Origin of the sequence: uncultured Roseobacter sp. (assembly GCF_947495275.1) — a bacterium.
In the GTDB taxonomy this organism is placed as follows: Bacteria; Pseudomonadota; Alphaproteobacteria; order Rhodobacterales; family Rhodobacteraceae; genus Roseobacter.
Genome location: NZ_CANLYL010000012.1, coordinates 13,746 through 36,711 on the forward strand (window position 1 = coordinate 13,746; position 22,966 = coordinate 36,711).

The window sequence follows — 22,966 nt, forward strand, 5'->3', positions numbered from 1 at the left end:
AGGCAACGCCCCCATGTCCGATACTATCCAGGCCCCCAAGTCCTTTCAGGAGATCATTCTGCGTCTTCAAAATTATTGGGCGGGGAAGGGCTGTGCGATATTGCAGCCCTACGACATGGAAGTGGGGGCGGGCACGTTTCACCCCGCCACAACCCTGCGCAGTCTTGGCACGCAGCCCTGGGCCGCGGCCTATGTGCAACCGTCCCGCCGTCCGACCGATGGCCGCTATGGTGAAAACCCCAACCGGTTGCAGCACTACTATCAGTACCAGGTGCTGATCAAACCCAGCCCGCCCGATCTGCAGGAGCTTTATCTTGGGTCTCTTGCTGCCATCGGTGTCGATATGGCGCTGCATGACATTCGGTTTGTAGAAGACGATTGGGAAAGCCCGACACTTGGTGCCTGGGGGCTCGGTTGGGAGGTCTGGTGTGACGGCATGGAAGTCAGCCAGTTCACCTATTTCCAGCAGGTGGGTGGGCACGACTGCCACCCTGTTTCGGGCGAGCTGACCTACGGGCTTGAACGGCTGGCGATGTATATTCTGGGCGTCGATCACGTCATGGACATGCCTTTCAATGATCCGCAAACCCCTATCGCGCTGAGCTATGGGGATATCTTCAAGCAGACCGAAGAAGAATATGCCCGCTGGAACTTTGACACAGCCGACACCGCCGTTCTGTTGCGCCATTTTGAGGAAGCCGAGGCCCATTGCCGCGAAATTCTGGGCGCGGTGCATGACGATCCCAAGACCGGCAAGCGGATTATCATGGCCCATCCGGCCTATGATCAATGCATCAAGGCCAGCCACATCTTTAACCTGCTGGATGCGCGCGGCGTCATTTCCGTGACCGAACGTCAGGCCTATATCGGACGGGTACGCGCCCTGGCCAAAGCCTGCGCCGATGCCTTTGTGCAGACACGGGCGGGAGGCTGGCAGCCAGAGAGTGCTGCATGAGCGGAAAAATCGTCGGGATTGCCATCATGATCTCTGCTCTGATCGCGGGCGTGTCGCTTTATTATTTGCAAGTTTACGGCTTTTACGAGGAAGTCTCTGCCGAGACACAGGAAATCCGCCTGATGTCTCTCACCTCCAACGCGCCGGTGGCCATTCTGGCGGAGGGGATCGAGGCCATTGACGCGGAAAGCTCACCTATCCGGTTCCGCGCCTGTTTTACCACATCCTCAAGCCTCGCCATGCTGACCGAAACCTACGTGGGTCTGGAGAATGCCATTCCGCGCAATGCCCCTGAATGGTTCGACTGTTTTGACGCCGCAGCCATCGCCGCCGAACTGCAGGCCGGGACGGCGCTGGCGTTCCTTGGCGAAAAGAACGTGGCCTTTGGCGTTGACCGGGTTGTGGCAATCACCGAGGACGGGCGCGGATACGCCTGGCATGAGCTTAATGATTGCGGCGAAAAAGCCTATGACGGAACGATTGTGGGCGAAGAATGCCCAAGACTGGATGAAAACTGATGCCTGATCTGCTGATTGAACTCTTTTCCGAGGAAATCCCCGCGCGCATGCAGAAGCGTGCCAGCGAAGATCTCAAGAAGTTCGTCACCAATGGGATGGTTGACGCAGGTCTTACCTATGCATCGGCGGCGGCGTTTTCGACACCGCGCCGCCTGACATTGACAGTGGATGGCCTTTTGGCCGCAAGTCCAACAGCGATCGAGGAACGCAAGGGACCCCGGGCCGATGCTCCTGAAAAGGCCATCGAAGGGTTCCTGCGCGGTGCTGGTCTGACCCGCGACCAGTTGGAAGAGCGCGACACCCCCAAGGGGTCTGTTCTGTTCGCCCGCATCGAAAAGCCGGGCCGCCCGGCGGCTGACATCATCGCCGAGGTGCTGGAACAGGCGATCCGGAATTTCCCCTGGCCGAAATCCATGCGGTGGGGGGCGGGATCGCTGCGTTGGGTACGGCCATTGCATGCCATTTTGTGCCTGCTGACCGATGAGGCAGGGGCGCAGGTGGTGCCGCTGGATGTTGACGGGATCACGTCGTCGGACAAGACAGCGGGCCACCGTTTCATGTCGCCTGACCGGTTTTCGGTGACCTCTTTCGACGACTATGCAGCCAAGCTCAAACGCGCCCATGTGGTGCTGGACCCTCAGGAGCGCGCGGATACGATCTGGCACGACGCGACCAACATGGCCTTCGCCAACGGGTTGGAGGTGGTTGAGGACAAGGGGTTGCTGGCAGAGATCGCCGGTCTGGTGGAATGGCCGGTGGTCCTGATGGGCCGGATCGGCGATGATTTTCTGGAATTACCGCCCGAGGTGCTGCAAACCTCGATGAAGGAGCACCAGAAGTTCCTGTCTGTGCGCAATCCCAAATCGGGCCGGATCGAGCGGTTCATCACCGTTGCCAATCGCGAGACGGTGGACAATGGGGCCACAATCCTTGCCGGCAATGAAAAGGTTCTCTCCGCGCGTCTGGCGGATGCGAAGTTCTTCTGGGACAACGATCTGCGCATCGCCCAAAGCGACATGGGCGTCTGGCTGAAAGCGTTGGAGAATGTGACCTTCCACAACAAACTTGGCACGCAGGCTGAACTGGTGACGCGCATGGCGTCGCTTGCGCGCGAAATTGCCCCGCTGGTCGGCGCGGACCCGGATGAAGCCGAAGAAGCGGCGCGCCTTGCCAAGGCGGATCTGTCCTCGGAGATGGTCTATGAATTCCCCGAACTTCAGGGGTTGATGGGGCGCTACTACATCAAGGCGTCGGGTCGTTCAGAGGCCATCGCTGCCGCAGCGCAGGAACATTACGCCCCGCTTGGCCCGTCCGACGATGTGCCCACCGCGCCAGTATCAGTTGCCGTGGCTTTGGCCGAAAAGATCGACAAACTGACGGGCTTCTGGGCGATTGATGAAAAACCGACCGGGAGCAAGGACCCGTTTGCGTTGCGGCGGGCGGCTCTGGGGGTTATTCGGATTATTCTGGAGGGCGACATCAGCATTCATTGGCTACAACGGTTACGTGGCTGTGTAGTTGGGCGGGCCTTGATCGTATGGGTAAATTCCGAGGATCATAAGGTCTTATCGCTGTCGGAGATACTCTCTGCTGATTTCTCGGTAGCTGAACAAAGGCAGCGCTACGTTAGAATGCTGACTGGAGATGATCCCGAAAAAAGTGCCGGAGAGTTGGTTGCTAAAGGAGATGACCTCCTCTCTTTCCTCCACGACCGCCTCAAAGTCTACTTACGTGACCAAGGCATCCGCCATGACGTCATCGACGCCTGTATCGCGATGAAGGGCAATGACGATCTGGCCCTGCTGGTCAAACGCGCGCGCGCCCTGTCGGACGTGCTGAAAACGGACGATGGGGAAAACCTGCTGCAAGCTTTCAAACGTGCCAACAACATTCTGACGCAGGCCGAGGCGGCGGATGGGGTCGAATATTCCTACGGGCCGGACGTGAAATTTGCGCAGACCGATGAGGAACGCGCGCTTTTTGATGCGCTGGACGCGGCAGAGGCAAAGATTGATCCGGCCATGAAATCGCTGGATTTCACGACTGCCATGTCGGCCATGGCAGCATTGCGCGGACCCCTGGATGCTTTCTTTACGGCAGTTCAGGTGAACGCAGAGAATGCCACTGTAAGGCGCAATCGGTTAAATCTGCTGAGCCGTATCACCCGCCTTTGCACATCCGTTGCCGATTTGACCCGCATCGAAGGGTAATCCACCGGTCTCGTTTTGCTCGGGCAGAGGCTTGCCAGCCCCATTTTACTGCCTATGCTGCACCTCAACAGAAAGGTGCCGCAGTGCAGAATAATCCGCATACCACACTTGTGACCGCTCAAGCGCCCATTGCCGCCGAAACGCACGGGGGGCGGGCCAAATGCCTGCAAAGGCTGGTGCGTCTCGATCTGCCGGTGCCGCGCACGGTCGCGCTGTCCTTTGAAGCGGTGAAGCGTATTGCCAAAGGTGAGCTGCCGGACACCACTGCCATCGTGTCTCAGTTTCCCAAAGGCACGCTGCTATGTGTGCGCCCCTCTTCTGAAGATCCCGACTGGGGCGGGCCCGGTGCCGTTCTCAACATCGGCATGAATGACAAGCGGTTGGCGACGCTTTCTGACCGGTTGGGCCAGGATGCTGCCTATGCGGTCAACACCCGGTTCGTGCAGTCCTATGCGGTCGATGTCGCGCGGCTCGACCCTGACATGTTTGATGATGTGGACGGGGAAGGGCGCGAAGGCCTGACGGATTCGCTGCGGGCCTATGAAGCTGAAATGGAAGAGCCCTTTCCCGAAGACCCCGCTGAACAACTGGCTGCCGTTCTGAAATCAATGGCCCGCGCCTGGGATGGCACCTCTGCGCGTCTTCTGCGACAAGCCAAGGGCGCGCCGGTCGATGCGGGTCTTGGGCTGGTTGTGCAGGAAATGGCGCTGGGGCTGGGTCATGGCGAATCCGGGTCCGGTGTGTTGCAACTGGTCAGCAGCGATACCGGGTTGCCGCAGATCACCGGCCGGTACCTCAGCCAAAGCCAGGGACGTGATGCGCTTGAAGGGGACGCCGCTGCTCTTTATCTCAGTCGCGATCCAAGGGGGCCGTCACTTGAGGAACTGGCCCCTGAGGCCTTTGATGCGCTCAAGACACATGCAGCCCTGATGCGGGTCAAACTGCGTGAGGAAATGCAGGTCGAGTTTGCCATTGAAAATGGTGCGCTGTTCATTCTCGACGGCGTCCGCGTTGCGCGTTCAAGCCAAGCCGCGGTTCGGATTGCGGTGCAACTCGCTGAAGACAAGATTATTTCGCGCGCCGAGGCATTGATGCGTGTGCAGCCCCGAACCCTGTCGGAGCTCTTGCACCGGCAGGTCGATCCCGGTGCCGAGCGCAACGTGATCGGATATGGGATCGCGGCCAGTCCGGGTGCGGCCACGGGTCAGATTGTCTTCACCGCCACCGAAGCACAGGCCAGTGCCGCGCGGGGCGAGCCTTGTATTCTGGTGCGACGTGAAACCTCTCCGGAGGATATTCGCGGTATGCACGCCGCCCATGCGGTTCTGACGGAACGCGGTGGCATCACCAGCCATGCCGCTGTGATCGGTCGCGGTATCGGGTTGCCCTGCGTGGTCGGCGCATCGAACATGCGTTTCATTGGCAGCAAGAAACAACTGGTGACCAAGGACGGCAAAGTCTTCAACGCAGGGGAAGTCATTACAGTCGATGGCACAAGCGGCGAGGTTCTGGCCGGTGCTCCCAAGATGCGCGAGGCGGCCTTGGACGAGAGTTTCCAGAAGCTCATGGAATGGTCGAGTGATTTTTGCGACATCGGCATCCGCGCGAACGCGGATACGCCTGCGGATGCGCAAACGGCCCGGAACTTCAACGCGCAGGGCATCGGGCTGTGCCGGACCGAACACATGTTCTTTGAACCGGGCCGACTGACTGTCATGCGCGAAATGATCTTTGCGGAAACGTCGCAGGATCGGCGGGCGGTGCTTGAACGGTTGCTGCCCATGCAGCAGGCGGATTTTATCCAGCTTTTTGACATCATGAAGGGGCAACCGGTTTGTATCCGGCTCTTTGATCCGCCGTTACATGAATTCCTGCCCAACGATCGCGCGGGTCAGAGAGAACTGGCCGATGCGCTGGATCTGCCCTTGTCGGATGTGACGCGCCGCATCGACGCGATGTCCGAGTATAATCCGATGTTGGGTCTGCGCGGCGTGCGGTTGGGCGTGACCGTTCCGGAAATCTATGAAATGCAGGCGCGCGCGATTTTCGAGGCAACAATCGAGGTCAATGCCAAAGGTGCTGCTGTCGTTCCGGAGATCATGATTCCATTGGTGTCGGCAAAGCGCGAAGTGGAACTGGTCAAAAGCTCAATCGATGCGGTCGCCGCTGCTGTGCGCACGGAAAAGGAAGCGCAATTCGACTACCGTTTGGGGGTGATGGTGGAGACGCCGCGCGCGGCACTGCGTACGGCCGAGATTGCACCCAATTGCGCGTTCCTGAGTTTTGGGACCAATGATTTGACGCAAATGGCATATGGGCTCTCGCGAGATGATGCGGGCCGTTTCATGTCCGATTACGTACAGCAAGGTGTGTTTCCGGAAGACCCTTTCCACGTGCTCGATACCGACGGTGTCGGTGAATTGCTCAAACTTGGGGCAGAAAGAGGGCGGGCGGCCCATGAGGGCATCACCTTGTCGATCTGTGGTGAACATGGTGGCAACCCCGAATCAATTGCCTTTTGCAGAGATGCAGGATTTGATTATGTTTCCTGTTCTCCCTTCCGAGTTCCGGTGGCGCGACTAGCTGCCGCACAGCTTGCGATCGGGGGTAACATATCGTAGTTTGCCACATTGCACCCGCAACATGTTGTGGTTTCTAGCGCTGCGTGTTGAGCGATTGCACGCCGAGATTAACCATCTCGACGGCCGTAAACTTTACGTCAACTTTTTATCTCGGTAGAGGAACGCCATTGAAACGTCTTGGGGGACGCCGTCGTGCGTATTGTCTGCAAAACGATTTTGTCGTTTTCTTTAGGGTTGCTTCTGGGCTTTTTTGTGGCCGAGCCGGGCCTTGCCCGTCAGGGTGACCGTACTGAAAAGAATGCATCCAGAGATCTGGAAGCCATCACCGTGCGCCGCATGCAGGAGACCGCTCTTGCAGGCAAAGAGGACAAAGAGATTGAATTCTCGCGGGCCTGGCTGGACGCTCAACCCAAAGCAAAGGGTGGAGATGAGTTGCGCTGCCTTGCCGAAGCGCTTTATTTCGAAGCCCGGGGTGAAACAGTCAAAGGCCAATTCGCTGTGGCTGAGGTTATCCTGAATCGGGTGAAGTCTGAACGTTTTCCGGGCTCGGCCTGTGGCGTTATCAATCAGGGAACAGGCAAGAAGTATCAGTGCCAGTTCACCTATACCTGTGATGGCCACAAAGAGGTTATTGCCGAACCGCGCGCCTATGATCGCGTGTCAAAGGTCGCACTTTTTGCGTTGAACGGTGAAGCGCCGGACCTGACCGAAGGGGCCACGCATTATCATACGACTGCCGTGAAACCCCGGTGGAGCCGCGTTTACACCAAAACCGCTGCAATCGGTGATCACATCTTTTACCGCCACACATGGCGTACTGCCAGCAACTGACGCTTTCGGCCCTTGGCGCGGCGTTCTGAAGACTGTTAAAGGGCGGTCACCCTCTAAAATGGGGACTGCTCAGCTTAACGGAAGGTACGCTCATGAGTTCCGAAATCAGACTTGCCTTTGCGCATCCCTCCGAAAGATCAGAGGCAACTGCCGGGTCTGAGCCGCGTGATCGGATTTCGCTACGCGATCATATTGTCGAAATCGAGATCGGGGCCTTCCAGGCTGAACGGGGGGTTACCCAGAGGATATGTTTCAACGTCGTCGTTGAAGTGCAGCCCCTGACGGGTCCCATTGACGATGATGTGGACCGTATCCTGAGCTACGACAAGGTGACCGAAGCCATCGCTTTTGAGCTGGCGGACGAGCGGCTGAATCTGCTGGAGACTTTGGCGGAACGCGTTGCGGAACGCATATTGCTGGAACCGCAAGCCATGCGCGCCTTCGTGCGCATCGAAAAACTGGATCGGGGGCCGGGCGCTTTGGGCGTAGAGATCGTACGCGGCAGGGGACAGGCCACGCCGCAACGCCCTAGCGAAGAACCTGTGCTACAACCCGAATTGGTTTACCTGAGCAATGATGCGATTTCTTCACCGCATCTCAAAGGCTGGATTGATCAACTTGAATCCCGCGACCGCCCTGTGATCTTTTGTGTCGGGGCCTCCGACACGCCGGCGCCGCAAACCTCTCACCGCATGGCCCAACGGCGCATTGACCTTCTGGCGATTGAACAGAATGCCTGGGTACTTGCGTCAAAAGATGACCGCTGCGTGGTTGTTGATACCAGAACCGAACTGGATTGGGCGATGAAAAACGGGCAGACCTGCGTTTGGGCTCCGTCCAAGATCGTCCTCGACGCTGTGGATGGTCCTTCCGCGCAACCCAGCGACGCGATCGCTCTGGCGGCATGGTTTGCCGCGACTTTTGATGCGGGTGAAATGCTGGTGATCGGGGCGGATTTGCCAAAAGCCGCTTCCGTGCCCCTGAGGACCATCTCCGCCGATAGCGCAAAGCTCTGACAAATGCCTGAATATATACGCCCCATCGTGCAATGGGATGTTGCACGACCTGCTGATGCGCAGATGCTTGCGGGAGGGCGCGGCTGGTTCACGCAGGTGGAAGTTCTGTCGCGCAGCACGGACCCCTCGATTGTCGCGGCATCCGAAGTGAGCGAAGAGGCGTTGGCCCCCTTAGTTGAAACGCGCCCGCCCATTGCCGGGATGGCGATGGATCGCCCCCGTATCATGGGAATTCTGAACACAACGCCGGACAGTTTTTCCGATGGCGGCAAACACAATTCGGCGGAAAAAGCTCTGCAGGGCGCGCTGCGGATGTCGGACGCGGATATCCTCGACATTGGCGGAGAATCAACGCGCCCCGGCGCGACTTTCGTTCCGGCAGAAGAAGAAATCCTGCGCACGGTCCCGGTTATCGAGGCGTTGCGGACCGCAGGTCTCGGTCAGCCGATCTCGATAGATACGCGCAAGGCGGCGGTGGCAGATGCAGCGCTGAGCGCGGGTGCCAGTCTGGTGAACGACGTTTCGGGTTTCACATTTGACAGCGATCTTGCCCCTCTTTGCGCGCGGCGCGCGGCACCCGTGTGCGTGATGCATGCGCAGGGTGATCCCAAGACAATGCAGAGCGCTCCGCAGTATGAGGATGTATTGCTGGATGTGTATGATTTACTGGCGGATCAAATCGCCATGCTGGTCGACGTTGGCGTCCCCAGATCGCAAATCATCGCTGACCCGGGCGTCGGATTTGGCAAGACCCAGTCGCATAATCTGGCGCTATTGGCACGGCTCTCTCTTTTTCACGGGCTGGGGGTGCCCATTCTGTTAGGGGCCTCCCGCAAAAAATTCATTGGCACCATCGGTCATCAGGAGATTGCTGAAAAGCGTATGCCCGGGTCCATAGCCGTGGCGCTCGCGGCATTGAAACATGGGACACAAATTGTGCGCGTTCATGACGTCCCCGAGACCGCTCAGGCCATTGCGCTTTGGCAGGCTGCCGTGGCAGGTTGCGCGGATGGATAAACTCTTTGGTACAGACGGCGTGCGCGGCACCGCCAACACACACCCGATGACAGCTGAAATGGCCCTGCGGATTGGCGCTGCGGTAGGCCGATATTTCAGTCAGGATGGCACCGGGGTGCGCCGTGTCGTGATTGGCAAGGATACGCGCCTGTCCGGTTACATGTTCGAAAATGCTCTCACGGCGGGCCTGACGTCCACCGGGATGAATGTGCTTCTTCTGGGGCCGGTTCCCACACCTGCTGTTGGCCTTTTGACACGCTCGATGCGTGCCGACCTTGGTGTGATGATCTCCGCCAGTCACAACCCGGCCGTCGACAACGGTATCAAGTTCTTTGGACCGGATGGCTTCAAGCTGTCGGATCAGATGGAAGCGGATATCGAGGCTCTGATCGCTGAAGGGGTTGCCCCGGTCGAGGCCCAGAAAATCGGACGTGCCAAGCGCATTGATGATGGCCGTTTCCGTTATATCGAGCGGGTCAAGTCATCGTTTCCGCGCCAGATGCGGCTGGACGGTCTGAAGGTGGTGGTGGATTGCGCCAATGGTGCCGCCTATCGTGTTGCACCAGAAGCGCTTTGGGAGCTTGGGGCTACCGTCATTCCGGTCGGCGTCAGCCCGACAGGGCACAACATCAACGAAGGCTGCGGGTCCACAAATCCGCAATTGGCGGCCGAAACCGTTGTCGCGCATGGGGCGGATGTCGGGATATGTCTGGACGGTGATGCCGACCGGGTGATCTTGCTGGACGAGAACGGCACCGTCGGTGACGGCGATCAGTTCATGGCGCTGATGGCGGCGCGGTGGGCGGCGGAGGGACGTCTTGCCAACAATGCACTTGTTGCCACTGTCATGTCCAATCTTGGGCTTGAGCATTTTCTGGCCGACAAGGGGTTGCGGCTTGAACGCACGTCAGTCGGCGACCGATATGTCGTTGAGCGCATGCGCTCAGGAGGGTTCAATCTTGGCGGCGAGCAATCGGGGCATATTGTCATGTCGGACTATGCCACCACGGGTGACGGCTTGATGGCCGGTCTGCAGTTTCTTGCTGAAATGGTGCGGTCTCAGTCGCCAGCGAGCGCCCTGCTGCACAACTTTGAACCGGTTCCTCAACTCCTGAAGAACGTACGTTTTGCAGCGGGACAGACGCCTCTTGAGGATGGGGGCGTCAAACGCGCTATTGAGCAGGCCGAAACAGATCTCGCGGGTCGCGGGCGTTTGTTGATCCGGAAATCCGGTACAGAACCGTTGGTCAGGGTGATGGCTGAGCACGAGGATGCCCACCTGATGGAGCGTGCGGTGGACAGCGTTGTCGAGGCGGTCGCCGATGCCGTTGGCGGGTGACCCTAGCTGCCGCCAAACAGGCGGCGCAACGCGCCATACTGACTAAGCCCCACGCCGCTGAGGATCAGGATCATCGCCCACAGCAGAGAGGGCGGCAGGGGTTCGCTGAGTAAAACGGAACCCAGAACGACCGACCAGATCGGGACCTGGTAATTGGTCAGGGACATGAAAACCGGACCGGCGGTGCGTACCACCAACACCCGCAGCAGGTTTGCGGCGGCAGTTGGAATGAGACCGAGGAGGATGACCACGATGATGGTCTTGGTCCCCGGCAGGGGAGGAAATCCTTCCACCAACAGGGCCAGCGGTACCACAAGGACCGCTCCGATCAGCAGCAGAACGGTTGACAGCCCGATCGTATCGACCGCGGGCAGTTTGCGCATCAGAACCGAGGATACCGCGTAGCAGCAAGCCGCAGCGATGCAGGCCAATCTTCCGGCGGGTTCCATCGTGGTTCCTGTCGTTTCGAAAGCCTGTGCACCGATCAGAACGCAGACGCCAATGAAACCGATGATGAAGCCAAGGCCCTTGCGCAGGGTCAATTGCTCGCCCGGCACCAGAAAATGGGCCATCGGAAGGACAATCAAGGCGACTGCGGCCATGGAGACGCCAGCAAATCCGGATGTCACGAATTGCTGCCCCCAGGCCAATAGCATGAAAGGCACAGCGGAGCTAAGCGCCCCAATCCATAGGATTGCATTCCAGGTGCCGCGATGCGTTGGCGCGTCAAAGAGCCGGAACCCGCGTGCTGCCCAGATCGCCGTCATCAGAAGGGCGGCAAAGCCGATACGCCCCGCTGCCAGCCAGAATGGTGTCAGCCCTTCAAGCGCGATCTCGGTGACCAGAAATGTACCACCCCAGGTGAACCCCAAGATACCAACCATAAGCCAGCTTTTGACTGTGATATCAGAGGTTTCGGTCATACGCGCTTTCAAATGAAACGGGGCGGATATCGCCCGCCCCGTTCAACCTAGTTCGTTTGGATCTTCAGATGGTTCGATCCGCGTCGAAGGATCAGTTTTTGGCTTTGTCGACCATCTTACCCGCGGAAATCCAGGGCATCATGCCGCGCAGGGTTTCGCCTGTGGCCTCGATCTGATGTTCATCGTTGATGCGCCGTGTGCCTTTGAAGAAGGGCTGACCCACGGCGTTTTCCTGCATGAAGTCACGCACGAACTTGCCGGTCTGGATGTCTGTCAGGATCGCTTTCATCCGCGCCTTTGTCTCGTCGTAGGGCAGGACGCGCGGACCGGAGACATATTCGCCATACTCAGCCGTATTGGAAATCGAGTAGTTCATGTTGGCGATGCCGCCTTCATAGATCAGATCGACGATCAGTTTGACTTCGTGCAAGCATTCGAAATAGGCCATTTCCGGCGCGTAGCCCGCTTCGACCAATGTCTCGAAGCCCATGCGGATCAGTTCGACCAGCCCGCCGCAGAGAACTGCCTGTTCCCCGAAGAGGTCGGTTTCGCATTCTTCGCGGAAATTGGTCTCGATGATGCCGGAGCGCCCCCCGCCAATCGCAGAGCAGTAAGACAGGCCGATTTCCAGCGCCTTGCCGGAGCTGTCCTTGTCCACAGCCACAAGGCAGGGCACGCCGCCGCCTTTTGTGTATTCGCCGCGCACGGTGTGGCCCGGACCCTTGGGGGCCATCATCACTACGTCGATACCTTCTTTAGGCTCAATGAGACCGAAATGCACGTTCAGACCATGAGCGAATGCGATGGCAGCACCCTCACGAATGTTGTCATGCACGTATTTCTTATAGGTTTCGGCCTGAAGTTCATCGGGCATGGTGAACATGATCAGATCAGCCCAGGCAGCCGCTTCGGCGATGCCCATGACCGTCAGGCCTTCGCCTTCGGCCTTTGCCGCGGAAGGCGACCCTTCGCGCAGCGCAACGACAAGGTTTTTCGCGCCGGAATCGCGCAGGTTCAGCGCATGGGCGTGGCCTTGGCTGCCGTAGCCCAGAATGGCCACTTTCATGTCTTTGATCAGGTTTACATCGCAATCGCGATCATAATAAACACGCATCTTGGCGGTCCTTTGGTTGATTGAATTCTGGCGCCACATTAACCAATTCGAAGCCGATTTCCATTGTCCTACTGCTACAAACCTGGCATATTTTCGATAATTTCATTCGTCAGATGTGAAAATAGCGAGAAAATCATGCTTGATAGTATAGATCGACAGCTGCTGCGACACTGGCAGTCCGATCCCAGTTTGAGTCCCGCGGATTTGGCAGAACGTTGCGCCCTGACGACCGGAAAGGCTGCACGCCGTATCACGCGCATGCAGGAAGCCGGGATTATCGAGGGGATAGGAGCGGTGATTGATTGGGCCGCACTTGGCTATTCGGTCGAAGTTTCGCTGCGGATGACGCTGGACAAGACGCAGGCCCGCGCCTTTGACGACTTTATCGAAGCCGCCCGCGACGTGCCGGAGGTGACCGAAATCCAGACATTCCTTGGCAGGGTCGACGTAAGGCTCAGCATCATCGCCCGCGACATGGTGCATTATCAGGAGATCTACAGACGCCGGGTGCTGACGCTGCCGCATATCGCGGACATCGAAGCCCTGATGCAAATCGCCCAGATCAAGGCAGAGGAGACGCTGCCCATATGATCGATCTGGATGATCTGGACCGGGCCTTGTTACGTGCGCTGGCGCGGGATGCCGCCCAAAGTGCGGGCGCCTTGGGGCGCGGCCTTGGTTTGTCACAACCTGCGACCTGGCGGCGCATCCGAAAGCTGGAGAGCGCAGGCATTCTCAAGGGGCGCAAGCTGCGATTGAACGCAGAAGCCTTGGGTTTCGGCGTGACGGTTTTTCTGGGCGTGAAACTCGCCACCAAGGGGCGCGTCAGCCTTGAGGATTTCGAACGCGCCGTCAGTGCGATCCCGGAGGTCCAACGGGTCGAGCACGTATTGGGGCTTTATGACTACCGATTGCGCGTGGTCGCGCGGGATCTGCCGGATTTTGAGCGCGTATTGCGTCGGCGGATCATGACATTGCCGGGCGTCGGTGAAGTGGAGGCCAATGTCCTGTTGAGTGAGGAGCGGCGCCCCGGTCCCATTGGGTAAGGTCGGCGTCGTGGGTTTCCGATAGGCTCATTGAGCCGAATTTTGCGCGTTTTGTATACCCAAGTAGGCTTTGCCAAGGCGGCCATGACAGGCTACGTCTGGCGAAAGCTCAGGGAGAAATGATCATGCCAGCACTGCTCGACACCGTTGACCCAACAGGTTTGGAAGAATTCTCGGTCGTTTTTACCGACCGATCTCTGAATTCGATGAGCGCCGCCTTCCAGCAGGTGATGAATGATCTCTCTGCCATGTTGAAGGATGTATATGCCGCTGATGCCGTTGCGATCATTCCAGGCGGTGGTACCTACGGAATGGAAGCTGTTGCACGACAGTTTGCGCGCGGTGCGGAGGTTCTGGTTGTCCGTAACGGGTGGTTTTCCTATCGGTGGAGCCAGATTTTCGAAACAGGCGGGCTGACTGGCAACACCACGGTGCTCAAGGCGCGGCAGGCAGCAAATGCATCCCCGTCGCCCTTCGCACCGGCACCCATTGACGAGGTGGTCGCCACCATCGCCGAGCAGAAACCGGATGTGGTCTTCGCCCCGCATGTAGAGACAAGCGCGGGCGTCATTTTGCCGGATTCGTATATCGCCGCAATGGCAAAGGCCGCGCATGATGTGGGGGCGCTGATGGTGTTGGATTGCATCGCGTCGGGGTGTGTTTGGGTCGATATGCGCGCATTGGGGGTCGATGTGCTGATTTCCGCGCCGCAAAAAGGCTGGTCGGCATCTCCCTCGGCGGGTCTGGTGATGATGTCTGAACGAGCCGAGGCACGCCTTGCCGAAACCCAATCGGACAGTTTCGCCATTGATCTGGGCAAGTGGTACAGCATCATGAAAGCCTATGAAAACGGGGGGCACGCCTATCATGCGACCATGCCCACGGATGCGTTGCGGGCGTTTCGTGACACGATGATAGAAACGCGCGACTACGGGTTCGAGCGCCTCAAGGAAGCGCAATGGAAACTAGGTGATTCCGTCCGGGCGATGCTGGCGTCAAAAGGGGTGATGTCGGTTGCGGCAGACGGTTTCGGTGCACCCGGTGTTGTGGTCAGCTACACGGCGGACCCGGATATCCAGAACGGCAAGAAATTTGCCGCCGAAGGGATGCAGATCGCCGCAGGTGTCCCGTTGCAATGCGATGAACCTGCGGATTTCCGGACCTTCCGGCTGGGGCTTTTCGGTCTCGACAAGCTTTATGACGTGGATGGCACCCTGGGGCGGTTGCAACGGGTGATTGATCAGGTCCTGTAGCGCGCCCCGCGCGTTACCTCACACCCAACCCCATCTGCATCAGTGTCTTGCGGACGGCGGGCAGCGCATAAAGCGCGTTCAGCCCCGCCGCCCTCATATCGCGCAGCATCGGGTTTTTGGTCTGACTGGCTCGGTTGAGCGCGTCAATTCCCTGAACCCGCAAGGAAATATCACCGTAGCGTGCCTTGTGATAGGCATCGAGCATGGGGGGATCGCCCAGCCCGTCGGGGCGCTCTTGCGCCAGTGCCAGAAGCGTCGACGTATCGGCAAGGCTCATGTTCAGCCCCTGAGCGCCGATCGGGGGCACCACGTGAGCGGCCTCTGCAACAAGGGCCAGTCGTTCTGATGTCAGACGCTGGGCCTTTTGACTGATGATTGGCCAGATTGACCGGTTTGAGGCAAGTCTCAGCGGACCAAACAGATTTGCACTGCGTTCCGTCATGGCCGCTTCAAAGGCGGTCACGTCCATATCATACCGTGTCTGGGACAGGGGGCCATCGTCCATCCAGACGACAGCGGAGCAGGGCACCCCTTCGCGATCGGGCAGCGGCACCAGCGTAAAGGGACCGCCTGTGCGATGGATCTCGGTGGAGACACTCTCGTGCGGCACGGGGTGGGTCACAGCGAAAGCCAGTGCTTTTTGTCCATAACGTTTGGTTTGCACCTCGATGCCGGCGGCGTGTCGCATCGGCGAGCCCCGCCCGTCCGCCGCGATGACCAATCTGGTACGTATCTTGCGCCCATCGCTCAGGCCGACGCGGGCCTCGCCTTCGCGGGTGAACAGGCTTGTGGTTCGGATGCCGGGAAGGAAGGTCACGTTTTGCAGCTCCCCGAGACGATCGACCATCTCGCGTCGCAAGAGCCAGTTCGGGAAATTCCACCCGAACGGCAACTCAGAGACATCAGCGGCATTGAAATCTTTGGTCAGGCGTGGTTCAGGTTTTTCGCCTCCTGCATCCACGATACGCATCACCTGAAGGGGCGAGGCGTGCGGTTCGAGACGCTCCCAAAGGCCCGCGGCTTGCAGGACACGGCGCGCGGGTTGCAGCATCGCCGTCGTCCGCATGTCGGCCCCGTCAGCATCCCGGTTGGTGATTGGCGGGCTTGGGTCGACGCAGATCACTTCGAAACCTGCGCTGCCGAAGGCCGCCGCGGCTGTCAATCCGGCAATGCCGCCACCCGAAATTAAGATATCACAATGCGCTGTGGGCATTGGGCCTCCTGTTGGCGCAGGGCCGTGCAAATACAGCCGCGCAAATCCTTTAGATCACTAGCCTTTTGTAATCAGGAGAAGAAGCACAAATATGACAGGCACCAGCGCCAGCGCCGGCAGATAGAGCCCCGGCAATCCGAAGGTCAGTGCCGAGCACATCCAGAGGCTGAGAAATCCGATCAACGCAAACCAGAAATTGTTCTTGTCCCCAAACATCACGTCTCGGGCCACCCAACCAATGACAGGTATGCGGAAAATGAACCGTTGCCAGAAAGGCAAGGTGGGTATTGCTGATGCGGCGGCCATGGGGTCTCCCCTTTTTCCTCTGATCCCTTTTAGATAAGGGATGAAAGCGAACGGCCCATTGGCCTGATTGTCGCAGGGTCAGAGCAGTTGACCAAGAAATCCGTTCAGGTCATCGGTATGAAAGTGGATATAGGCCCCCTGGCCCCGGGTTTCTGCGACATGCACGGTGCGCATCCCCATCTGGTGTGGCACCTTGAGATTTCGAGCGTCATCTTCGAACATCGCCGCCGTGCGGGCGTTCAGACCATCCTTGCGGAAGACCGTTTCAAAGGCTGCGTGATCGGGTTTTGGCAGATAGTCTGCGTGCTCGACGCCGTAGATGGCATCAAATGCACCATCGAGGCCACGTGCGGCCAGAACCCGTTCTGCATAAGGGGCGCAACCATTGGTATAGACAATGCGCCGTCCCGGCAGAGCGCTGATTTTTGCAGCGAGTTCCGGATCGGCCTCAAGGCTATCCATGGGAATGTCGTGCACATCCGTCAGGTAGGGGCCGGGGTCCACATCGTGCTCACGCATCAACCCGGCCAGTGTCGTGCCGTGCTCGGCCCAATAGTGTTTGCGCAATCTGTCGGCTTCCGGGCGCGCGACACCAAGCGCATCCATGACGTAGGCGGTCATGCGCACTTCGATCAGATCGAAGAGACGTGCGGAAGGCGGATAGAGCGTATGATCGAGGTCAAAGACCCATGTGCTCACGTTTGAAAAGGCGTGCTTTGGCATGGTTTGTTCCTAAGAGCCAACGCGTTGCCATACAAGCCCCCGGGGTTGCGCCGGTGGTCGTAGCCTCGTTAGAGTGACGAATGTTCTCAGGAGAGTGATCCCAATGGGCTTGCAGAAGACACAGCAGACCGATGCCTATTCGTTGATCCTGGAAGCCATCGATCAGGGCGTTTATCGGCCTGGCGATCGCCTCGTCGAAAGCGAGCTGGCAGAGCGGTTTGGCGTTTCACGCACCCCGATCCGCGAAGCATTGCAACGGTTGGAGACGCAGTCTTTGTTGGCCCGTGACGGGCGCAGCCTGATTGTCGCATCGCTCGATCATAACCAGATGGCGGAGCTTTATGTGGTGCGTCGCGAGCTCGAAGGATTGGCCGCGCGATTGGCCGCTCAACACGCAACCGAAGAGGAAGTTCGTATTCTGCGGGAAATGGTTGAGGCCGACAATGCACTTGTCGACAATCCGGTAGCTTTGGCGCGTGCGAACCGGCGGTTCCACACCCAGATTCATCTCGCGTCGCATAACCGATATCTGGTGCAACAACTTGATCTGGTGCATCGGACGATGGCGTTGATGGCGACCACATCTCTGGCAGCGCAAGGGCGCGGAGAGATCGCGCAGACCGAACATGACGCGATCATTCGCGCGATCGAAGCGAAAGACGCTGATGCCGCTGCCGAGGCTCTGCGGGATCATATCTCGGTCGCCTTCATGACCCGGCTCAAACAGGATGCGGCACGAAGGCAGGATGAGGCCTGACGCACAGCGCTGTCGCCGGACCGAACCGCAATCGGTTCTGCGCGGCGGAAAAGTTTATCGAGGGTCGGTCTGGCGTGAGACGCCATGCTGGGTCTTGTCCCAAAAGAATGGCGATTTCACGATTTCCCAAAGAGCTTTGTAGCTGGCCAGTGCACCAAGCGTGAAATAAAACATCATCGTGGGCACATAGGCCAGAAGGTGCCTGTGGGCGCGACCGGATACCGCGACCATGCCCATGGTCAGGCTGAGAATTTCGGAAAAGATGAAAAACCCGGCCAGAACCCAGACAACCTGCGCCCCCAATGTGACTTCAACCGGATGTGTAAAGCCGGCAATTGTCAGCCAGAACGACCACAGGAGCGGCGCGGCGGCGAATTGTGAGAAAGTGGCCAGAAAAATGGTTTGCAGGCCCAGAAAACGCTTCAATCCGACATCTCGAAGCAATTGGGCCGGGTCGCGCATGTGGACAAAATAGGTGATCAGAAAACCCTTCAACCAGCGGGAACGCTGACGCACCCAGGGCCAGGCGCGGCTTGTCGCTTCTTCATGGGTGACCGTGGGCAACAATTCCGTGACATACCCGTGCCGGGCCAATCTGACGCCGAGATCAGCGTCTTCTGTCACGTTATGCGCATCCCATCCGCCAAGTTTTTCAAGCGCGTCGCGCCGAAAGAACAGCGTTGTACCGCCCAAGGGAAGGATTAGTCCAAGCTTGGCAATCCCCGGCAAGATCATACGCCACCAGGTGGCATATTCGATGGTAAAGCAGCGTGATAGCCAATTCGTGCGCGAGTTGTAGTAGTCCAGAACGCCTTGCAGGCAAACGACATTTTCGGGCGCCTCATTGAAGCGACTTACAACCCGCTCGATCTGGTCGGCCTCGGGCCAATCCTCTGCGTCCCAGACGCCGACAATGCTGCCGCGGCAGAAATCGAGCGCGTAATTCAGTGCGCGTGGTTTTGTGGTCAACTCGCCTGCGCTGGGCACCTCGATGACGCTCATCCAGTCGGGCAGGTCGGTATCTGTAATGGTCCGGCGCGTCACAGCGTCATTTTCTTCCAGCACCAGGACCACGTTCAACAGGGATTTGGGGTAGGTCAGCTTGCTCAGCCGCGTAATCAACTGCTCTGCAATTTCCTTTTCCTTGAGCAATGGCACAAGGATCGAGACGCGCGGCAGGCGGAACTTGGCGGCGCTCAGATCATAGTTGACCCTGGGTCGCGAGGGCTCTTGCGTTAGCTGCGCGACAAAGGCCGCGCCTTTCATAACAGTCGTCATGGCGAGCGTGAGCACGGCCCAAAGCACTCCGAGCGTAATGGTCCAAGCCGGGGCGAAGAGGAGAGACAGGATCAACAAGCCACAGATTGCGCTTGCCCAAAAGGTGCGATGCTGCGTGCGTGTCCCCCAGGTGCGGCAGCTTTCGACATCGGGAACGCGGACCTCGGCCTTGCGGGCCAGCTCGGCACCATAAAGGCGGCTCAGGTGCGACTGGATTTGCAGTTCGTCGACGATCACGGGGAACAGTGACAACCCGCGCCGTTTCATGGTTTGACAGAGTGCTGCGAAGTCTGCGGGGCTGCTGGTGGCGACGAGAATTCGCAACCCGTCCCGTTTCCAAGGCACAACTCCGTGGCGCAGGCAGACTTCGGCGGGCAGGCAGGCGGCCATCTTGGGCTCGGGCGGTTCAAGGTCCAGATCGGCCCCGCGCGCATGGCATTGCGCCGCCAGTGCACCAAGCACATCGCGCTTGGCAAGCAGTCCTTCGGACACCATGATTTCACCCAGCGGCGCATCAATATGGCCCTGGATTTTGAGCGCGTGGTCGAGATCGGAATCCGCGATCTTGCCGCGTTCCACCAGCATGCGACCAATCGGTTCATATTTGATTGCAGGCGCTGACAGATCCGGTTCCGGTACCGGGTCGGACACAACCAGCCGCAGGGTGTTCATTTTGAAATGCCTTGCATGATCTCAACGCAGGGCAAGCTGTCAGAACAGGGTTAATGTTTTGTTAAATTAACACTTTTCAACCCGAAGGCGCCTTGCGCGATTCAGGCGGCCCGTTCTGCCATCGCCCTGGCAAAGCGTTCAAACAGGTAATAACTGTCCTGTGGGCCGGGGCTGGCCTCCGGATGGTGCTGCACGGACCAGACAGGTCGTCCCTCCATGCGAATTCCGCAGTTTGAGCCGTCAAAAAGCGATGTATGGGTCTCGACCACACCTGCGGGCAGGGTCTGGGCGTCGACGGCAAAACCATGATTCATCGAGGTGATTTCCACCTTGCCGGTGTCTTGATCTTTCACCGGGTGATTGGCCCCGTGATGACCATGGTTCATCTTGATTGTTTGCGCTCCTAAGGCAAGCGCCAACATCTGGTGACCAAGGCAAATACCAAATACCGGCAATTCCGTCTCATTCAGAACCTGCTGGATCATCGGCACCGCATAAGCACCAGTCGCGGCCGGGTCTCCTGGGCCATTTGACAAAAAGACCCCATCAGGATCATGGGCCATGACATCGTCGTAGGTCGCCGTGGCAGGCAGAACTGTCACGTCGCAACCGGCGCTGGCAAGGCACCGCAGGATGTTGCGCTTTGCGCCATAGTCAATTGCGACAACCTTATGTTTCGGTGCAGTCTGCGGCGCGTAACCATCAGGCCATGCCCACCGCATTTCGTTCCAGCGATAGGACTGCGCACAGGTAACTTCCTTGGCCAGATCGAGGCCTTCCAGGCCACTGAACTTCCGCGCGGATGCCACAAGCGCTTCCACGTCAAAAACACCTTCAGGATTGTGGGAGAGCGCCACATGCGGGGCCCCGGATTGCCGGATCGCACGGGTCAGCCGCCGCGTATCGACACCGCCAAGGGCGATGCGATCGCGGGCGCGAAGCCAGGCATCGAGATGTTGGACCGAACGCCAGTTCGAGGGATCGGTCGGCATCCATTTGACGATCATGCCTTCGGCGACCGGATCGGCTGTTTCATCATCCTCAGGGTTCACACCCACATTGCCAACATGCGGAAATGTGAAGGTCACGATCTGACCCGCGTAAGATGGGTCGGTCATGATTTCCTGATAACCGGTCATGGCGGTATTGAAACACAGTTCAGCCACTGTCTGACCCGTTGCCCCGAAACCGATGCCATAGAAGATCGTGCCATCAGCGAGCGCCAGACAAGCGGTTGGGCGGTCGGACGCAGGAGGCTGCATGGGCGATCCTTTCGGGCAAGCTGGCGGCAGTGAAATCTGGCGATACCTAGACCCGGTGTGGCCAAGGGTCAAGGCCGATTCAGGCGTAATATCCTGGGCCCGTGTTCAGATGTTACCGGAGCCGTGTTGCGGAGCCGCGTGGCATTGGATAAGGTCCAAGGCCTGAACATCTGCCGATCCGGTTTCTTCCGGGTTGGTTGTCTCAAATAAGGATGCATAGCAATGGAATTGCGCGCCAGGGTCTCCGCCGCACTCAAGCAGGCAATGAAGGATAAGGCAGCGGATCGGCTGTCGACACTGCGTTTGATCAACGCCGCGATCAAGGACAAGGACATTGCGGCCCGTGCTGAGGGTCAGGAGGACGGTGTCGGGGATGGTGAGGTTCTTGCCATTCTTGGCAAAATGTCGAAGCAACGGGTGGAAAGTGCGCGGGCCTACGAAGAGGGCGGGCGGCTCGATCTTGCCGAACGCGAGACCGCGGAGATCAAGGTGATCGAGGAATTCCTGCCGCGACAGCTTTCGAGCGACGAAGCCGAGAAAGCCGTTTCCGATGCTGTCGCAGAATTGGGCGCGGAAAGTATCCGGGACATGGGTAAAGTGATGGCCTTGCTCAAATCCAAATACACGGGCCAGATGGATTTTGGCAGTGTCGGACCCAAGGTCAAAGACCGGTTGAGCTGACGGCGGGCAGTTTTGCCGAAACATGGGGGCATCGCGATGAGCACGGGCGCCCCTTTTCCCGATACCAGTCTTTGGGGCATTCATGCGCCGGTGATTGCCCTTGCGGGCGGCCACAGAAACACGGTGTTGCGAACTGAGCCGGGATGGTCGCCAGCGGTGGTTTTCAAGTCAACGCGACGCTCTCTTGAGGCGTTATCGTGGTTGGCGGCCCCGCAGGCTGCGGCCCTCAAAGCTGGTTTTTTCGTTCCTGAATTGCTGGTCAGTGAGCGTGGACAGGTGATGGAAGATGGCTGGACCTGTGAACCATTTGTCGAGGGAATCCCATTTTCACGATCAGACATGCCTGAGATAGCGGCGATGCTCGCACGGTTTCACAGTGAGGCGGCCAATATAGCGCAACGGCCCGGCTTTGCGTCTTCCCAGGAATTGCTCAAGCGCGGCAAGGGCGGCGATGTCGATCTTTCCCTGATGCCAGACGCGCTTGTGCGCAGATGCAGGTCCGCCTGGGCTGCACTCGAAAATGACTCTGTCGGCGTGATCCACGCAGACCTCTCCCCGAGCAACTTGATGCATTTGCCAACTGGTCAGCCCGCGCTGCTGGATTGGGATGAAACGCGTGTCGACAATCGAATATTCGATTCAGTGCAGGTCGCGACAGGTGCGGTTGCGCAGGATGTTAAACAGGCAACCTGCGCTTGGGAAATCGCCTGCTCCTGGCACCTTGAACCCGAACGTGCCCGGCGTCTGGCGGCACGTTGCTTTCCTTGAAAACGCATCATCTCCGCCAGGCGATCTGAAGCTCGTCATAAAGTGAAATGCGTTCTTCCTCGCTGAGAAAGGCACCGATTTCCACCTCGCGCCCCTTGCCCTTCAGCGTGACATATTGCGGGACGGGGCCATCGGATTCGTATTTTGTAATGGTCGTCCAATAGCGGTTGCAATCCCACTCTTTGGTGTCTCCGGACGGTTCTTTGCGCACCAGACGTGCATCTTCCTTGTCGAGCGTCAGAACCTCGGTAATCTGACGGGCACGGCGGTTGCGTTGCAATGCATGGTAAACCGCCCAGACGGCCGCCAGCAAAAACGGCAGCAGGCCCCAGAGAATTGGGGAGCCCAAAAGCGGCAGGGCGGGAATGAGAATCAGAGTGAAGGTCGTCAGAACAAACGCCGCCATTCCGCGCAGGGGAAGCGAATTATGCGGCCAAAGCTCAAGCCGCTGTGGGCAATCGCCGGGTTCAGAGGTCCATTGATAGGGCATGCGTCCGTGCTT

Annotated in this window: 22 protein-coding genes; 14 read left to right on the plus strand and 8 right to left on the minus strand. The window is 58.6% G+C overall.

Annotated elements, in window-relative coordinates; genetic code table 11:
- Positions 1-13 precede the first annotated feature (13 nt).
- From Q0802_RS18935 to glmM, 8 genes are all read left to right on the plus strand, one after another.
- Positions 14-955 (plus strand): glycine--tRNA ligase subunit alpha, encoded by a 942-nt coding sequence (locus Q0802_RS18935; protein WP_298921205.1) that lies wholly within the window; start codon positions 14-16, stop codon positions 953-955.
- The gene (locus tag Q0802_RS18940; RefSeq protein WP_298921206.1) at positions 952-1,473 is read left to right on the plus strand and encodes a DUF6446 family protein; all 522 of its coding nucleotides are present in this window, start codon (positions 952-954) and stop codon (positions 1,471-1,473) included. The genes Q0802_RS18935 and Q0802_RS18940 overlap by 4 nt, the downstream gene beginning before the upstream one ends.
- On the plus strand, positions 1,473-3,683 hold the full coding sequence (gene glyS, locus Q0802_RS18945) for a glycine--tRNA ligase subunit beta (protein WP_298921209.1): 2,211 nt from the start codon (positions 1,473-1,475) through the stop codon (positions 3,681-3,683). The genes Q0802_RS18940 and glyS overlap by 1 nt, the downstream gene beginning before the upstream one ends.
- Positions 3,684-3,766: 83 nt before the next feature.
- The gene (locus Q0802_RS18950) at positions 3,767-6,304 is read left to right on the plus strand and encodes a putative PEP-binding protein (RefSeq protein WP_298921213.1); all 2,538 of its coding nucleotides are present in this window, start codon (positions 3,767-3,769) and stop codon (positions 6,302-6,304) included.
- Positions 6,305-6,577: 273 nt separating this feature from the next.
- A complete protein-coding gene (locus Q0802_RS18955; protein ID WP_298921430.1) occupies positions 6,578-7,096 on the plus strand; it encodes a cell wall hydrolase in 519 nt (172 codons plus the stop codon).
- A 92-nt stretch (positions 7,097-7,188) separates the two neighbouring features.
- Positions 7,189-8,112, plus strand: coding sequence for a dihydroneopterin aldolase (locus Q0802_RS18960; protein WP_298921215.1), 924 nt, complete (start codon positions 7,189-7,191; stop codon positions 8,110-8,112).
- Between the two features lie 3 nt (positions 8,113-8,115).
- On the plus strand, positions 8,116-9,129 hold the full coding sequence (gene folP, locus Q0802_RS18965; protein ID WP_298921217.1) for a dihydropteroate synthase: 1,014 nt from the start codon (positions 8,116-8,118) through the stop codon (positions 9,127-9,129).
- Positions 9,122-10,468 carry a phosphoglucosamine mutase gene (glmM, locus tag Q0802_RS18970; protein ID WP_298921219.1) on the plus strand — a complete coding sequence of 449 codons (1,347 nt, stop codon included), beginning with the start codon at positions 9,122-9,124 and terminating at the stop codon, positions 10,466-10,468. Before folP ends, glmM begins: the two co-directional genes overlap by 8 nt.
- Before the next feature lie 2 nt (positions 10,469-10,470).
- On the opposite strand, the gene Q0802_RS18975 is transcribed toward glmM, so the two are convergent.
- Complete coding sequence (locus Q0802_RS18975) at positions 10,471-11,391, minus strand: DMT family transporter (RefSeq protein WP_298921222.1); 921 nt, start codon at positions 11,389-11,391, stop codon at positions 10,471-10,473.
- A gap of 91 nt (positions 11,392-11,482) precedes the next feature.
- Entirely contained in the window at positions 11,483-12,505 is a 1,023-nt protein-coding gene (gene ilvC / locus Q0802_RS18980; RefSeq protein WP_298921224.1) for a ketol-acid reductoisomerase, read from the minus strand.
- A 135-nt stretch (positions 12,506-12,640) separates the two neighbouring features.
- Here ilvC and Q0802_RS18985 point away from each other — a divergent pair, with 135 nt between their 5' ends.
- From Q0802_RS18985 to Q0802_RS18995, 3 genes are all read left to right on the plus strand, one after another.
- Positions 12,641-13,096, plus strand: coding sequence for an Lrp/AsnC family transcriptional regulator (locus Q0802_RS18985; protein ID WP_298921226.1), 456 nt, complete (start codon positions 12,641-12,643; stop codon positions 13,094-13,096).
- Complete coding sequence (locus Q0802_RS18990) at positions 13,093-13,551, plus strand: Lrp/AsnC family transcriptional regulator (protein WP_298921228.1); 459 nt, start codon at positions 13,093-13,095, stop codon at positions 13,549-13,551. The genes Q0802_RS18985 and Q0802_RS18990 overlap by 4 nt, the downstream gene beginning before the upstream one ends.
- A gap of 125 nt (positions 13,552-13,676) precedes the next feature.
- On the plus strand, positions 13,677-14,804 hold the full coding sequence (locus tag Q0802_RS18995; protein WP_298921230.1) for an aminotransferase class V-fold PLP-dependent enzyme: 1,128 nt from the start codon (positions 13,677-13,679) through the stop codon (positions 14,802-14,804).
- Between the two features lie 13 nt (positions 14,805-14,817).
- Here Q0802_RS18995 and Q0802_RS19000 read toward each other — a convergent pair whose 3' ends face one another.
- The 3 genes from Q0802_RS19000 to Q0802_RS19010 all read right to left on the minus strand — a co-directional run bounded on the left by Q0802_RS19000 (position 14,818) and on the right by Q0802_RS19010 (position 17,046).
- Entirely contained in the window at positions 14,818-16,017 is a 1,200-nt protein-coding gene (locus Q0802_RS19000; protein ID WP_298921232.1) for a UbiH/UbiF family hydroxylase, read from the minus strand.
- 57 nt (positions 16,018-16,074) lie between these two features.
- Positions 16,075-16,323, minus strand: coding sequence for a hypothetical protein (locus Q0802_RS19005; protein ID WP_298921234.1), 249 nt, complete (start codon positions 16,321-16,323; stop codon positions 16,075-16,077).
- A gap of 78 nt (positions 16,324-16,401) precedes the next feature.
- The gene (locus Q0802_RS19010; RefSeq protein ID WP_298921236.1) at positions 16,402-17,046 is read right to left on the minus strand and encodes a pyrimidine 5'-nucleotidase; all 645 of its coding nucleotides are present in this window, start codon (positions 17,044-17,046) and stop codon (positions 16,402-16,404) included.
- Between the two features lie 103 nt (positions 17,047-17,149).
- On the opposite strand from Q0802_RS19010, the gene Q0802_RS19015 reads away from it, so the two are divergent.
- The gene (locus Q0802_RS19015; RefSeq protein ID WP_298921238.1) at positions 17,150-17,803 is read left to right on the plus strand and encodes a GntR family transcriptional regulator; all 654 of its coding nucleotides are present in this window, start codon (positions 17,150-17,152) and stop codon (positions 17,801-17,803) included.
- 54 nt (positions 17,804-17,857) lie between these two features.
- On the opposite strand, the gene Q0802_RS19020 is transcribed toward Q0802_RS19015, so the two are convergent.
- Positions 17,858-19,753 carry a glycosyltransferase gene (locus Q0802_RS19020; protein WP_298921240.1) on the minus strand — a complete coding sequence of 632 codons (1,896 nt, stop codon included), beginning with the start codon at positions 19,751-19,753 and terminating at the stop codon, positions 17,858-17,860.
- Positions 19,754-19,854: 101 nt separating this feature from the next.
- Positions 19,855-21,015 (minus strand): glutamine-hydrolyzing carbamoyl-phosphate synthase small subunit, encoded by a 1,161-nt coding sequence (gene carA / locus Q0802_RS19025; RefSeq protein WP_298921242.1) that lies wholly within the window; start codon positions 21,013-21,015, stop codon positions 19,855-19,857.
- A 222-nt stretch (positions 21,016-21,237) separates the two neighbouring features.
- On the opposite strand from carA, the gene Q0802_RS19030 reads away from it, so the two are divergent.
- Entirely contained in the window at positions 21,238-21,696 is a 459-nt protein-coding gene (locus Q0802_RS19030) for a GatB/YqeY domain-containing protein (RefSeq protein WP_298921244.1), read from the plus strand.
- Positions 21,697-21,732: 36 nt separating this feature from the next.
- Positions 21,733-22,464 (plus strand): phosphotransferase, encoded by a 732-nt coding sequence (locus Q0802_RS19035; RefSeq protein WP_298921246.1) that lies wholly within the window; start codon positions 21,733-21,735, stop codon positions 22,462-22,464.
- Positions 22,465-22,471: 7 nt separating this feature from the next.
- Here Q0802_RS19035 and Q0802_RS19040 read toward each other — a convergent pair whose 3' ends face one another.
- Entirely contained in the window at positions 22,472-22,954 is a 483-nt protein-coding gene (locus Q0802_RS19040; protein WP_298921249.1) for a DUF2244 domain-containing protein, read from the minus strand.
- Positions 22,955-22,966 lie beyond the last annotated feature (12 nt).

Bases quoted from the DNA above. Each gene is read 5' to 3' on its own strand.
- Q0802_RS18935 (WP_298921205.1), top strand. From the start codon at position 14: ATGTCCGATACTATCCAGGCCCCCAAGTCCTTTCAGGAGATCATTCTG.
- Q0802_RS18940 (WP_298921206.1), top strand. From the start codon at position 952: ATGAGCGGAAAAATCGTCGGGATTGCCATCATGATCTCTGCTCTGATC.
- glyS (WP_298921209.1), top strand. From the start codon at position 1,473: ATGCCTGATCTGCTGATTGAACTCTTTTCCGAGGAAATCCCCGCGCGC.
- Q0802_RS18960 (WP_298921215.1), top strand. From the start codon at position 7,189: ATGAGTTCCGAAATCAGACTTGCCTTTGCGCATCCCTCCGAAAGATCA.
- folP (WP_298921217.1), top strand. From the start codon at position 8,116: ATGCCTGAATATATACGCCCCATCGTGCAATGGGATGTTGCACGACCT.
- glmM (WP_298921219.1), top strand. From the start codon at position 9,122: ATGGATAAACTCTTTGGTACAGACGGCGTGCGCGGCACCGCCAACACA.
- Q0802_RS18975 (WP_298921222.1), bottom strand. From the start codon at position 11,391: ATGACCGAAACCTCTGATATCACAGTCAAAAGCTGGCTTATGGTTGGT.
- ilvC (WP_298921224.1), bottom strand. From the start codon at position 12,505: ATGCGTGTTTATTATGATCGCGATTGCGATGTAAACCTGATCAAAGAC.
- Q0802_RS18985 (WP_298921226.1), top strand. From the start codon at position 12,641: ATGCTTGATAGTATAGATCGACAGCTGCTGCGACACTGGCAGTCCGAT.
- Q0802_RS18990 (WP_298921228.1), top strand. From the start codon at position 13,093: ATGATCGATCTGGATGATCTGGACCGGGCCTTGTTACGTGCGCTGGCG.
- Q0802_RS18995 (WP_298921230.1), top strand. From the start codon at position 13,677: ATGCCAGCACTGCTCGACACCGTTGACCCAACAGGTTTGGAAGAATTC.
- Q0802_RS19000 (WP_298921232.1), bottom strand. From the start codon at position 16,017: ATGCCCACAGCGCATTGTGATATCTTAATTTCGGGTGGCGGCATTGCC.
- Q0802_RS19005 (WP_298921234.1), bottom strand. From the start codon at position 16,323: ATGGCCGCCGCATCAGCAATACCCACCTTGCCTTTCTGGCAACGGTTC.
- Q0802_RS19010 (WP_298921236.1), bottom strand. From the start codon at position 17,046: ATGCCAAAGCACGCCTTTTCAAACGTGAGCACATGGGTCTTTGACCTC.
- Q0802_RS19015 (WP_298921238.1), top strand. From the start codon at position 17,150: ATGGGCTTGCAGAAGACACAGCAGACCGATGCCTATTCGTTGATCCTG.
- Q0802_RS19020 (WP_298921240.1), bottom strand. From the start codon at position 19,753: ATGAACACCCTGCGGCTGGTTGTGTCCGACCCGGTACCGGAACCGGAT.
- carA (WP_298921242.1), bottom strand. From the start codon at position 21,015: ATGCAGCCTCCTGCGTCCGACCGCCCAACCGCTTGTCTGGCGCTCGCT.
- Q0802_RS19030 (WP_298921244.1), top strand. From the start codon at position 21,238: ATGGAATTGCGCGCCAGGGTCTCCGCCGCACTCAAGCAGGCAATGAAG.
- Q0802_RS19035 (WP_298921246.1), top strand. From the start codon at position 21,733: ATGAGCACGGGCGCCCCTTTTCCCGATACCAGTCTTTGGGGCATTCAT.
- Q0802_RS19040 (WP_298921249.1), bottom strand. From the start codon at position 22,954: ATGCCCTATCAATGGACCTCTGAACCCGGCGATTGCCCACAGCGGCTT.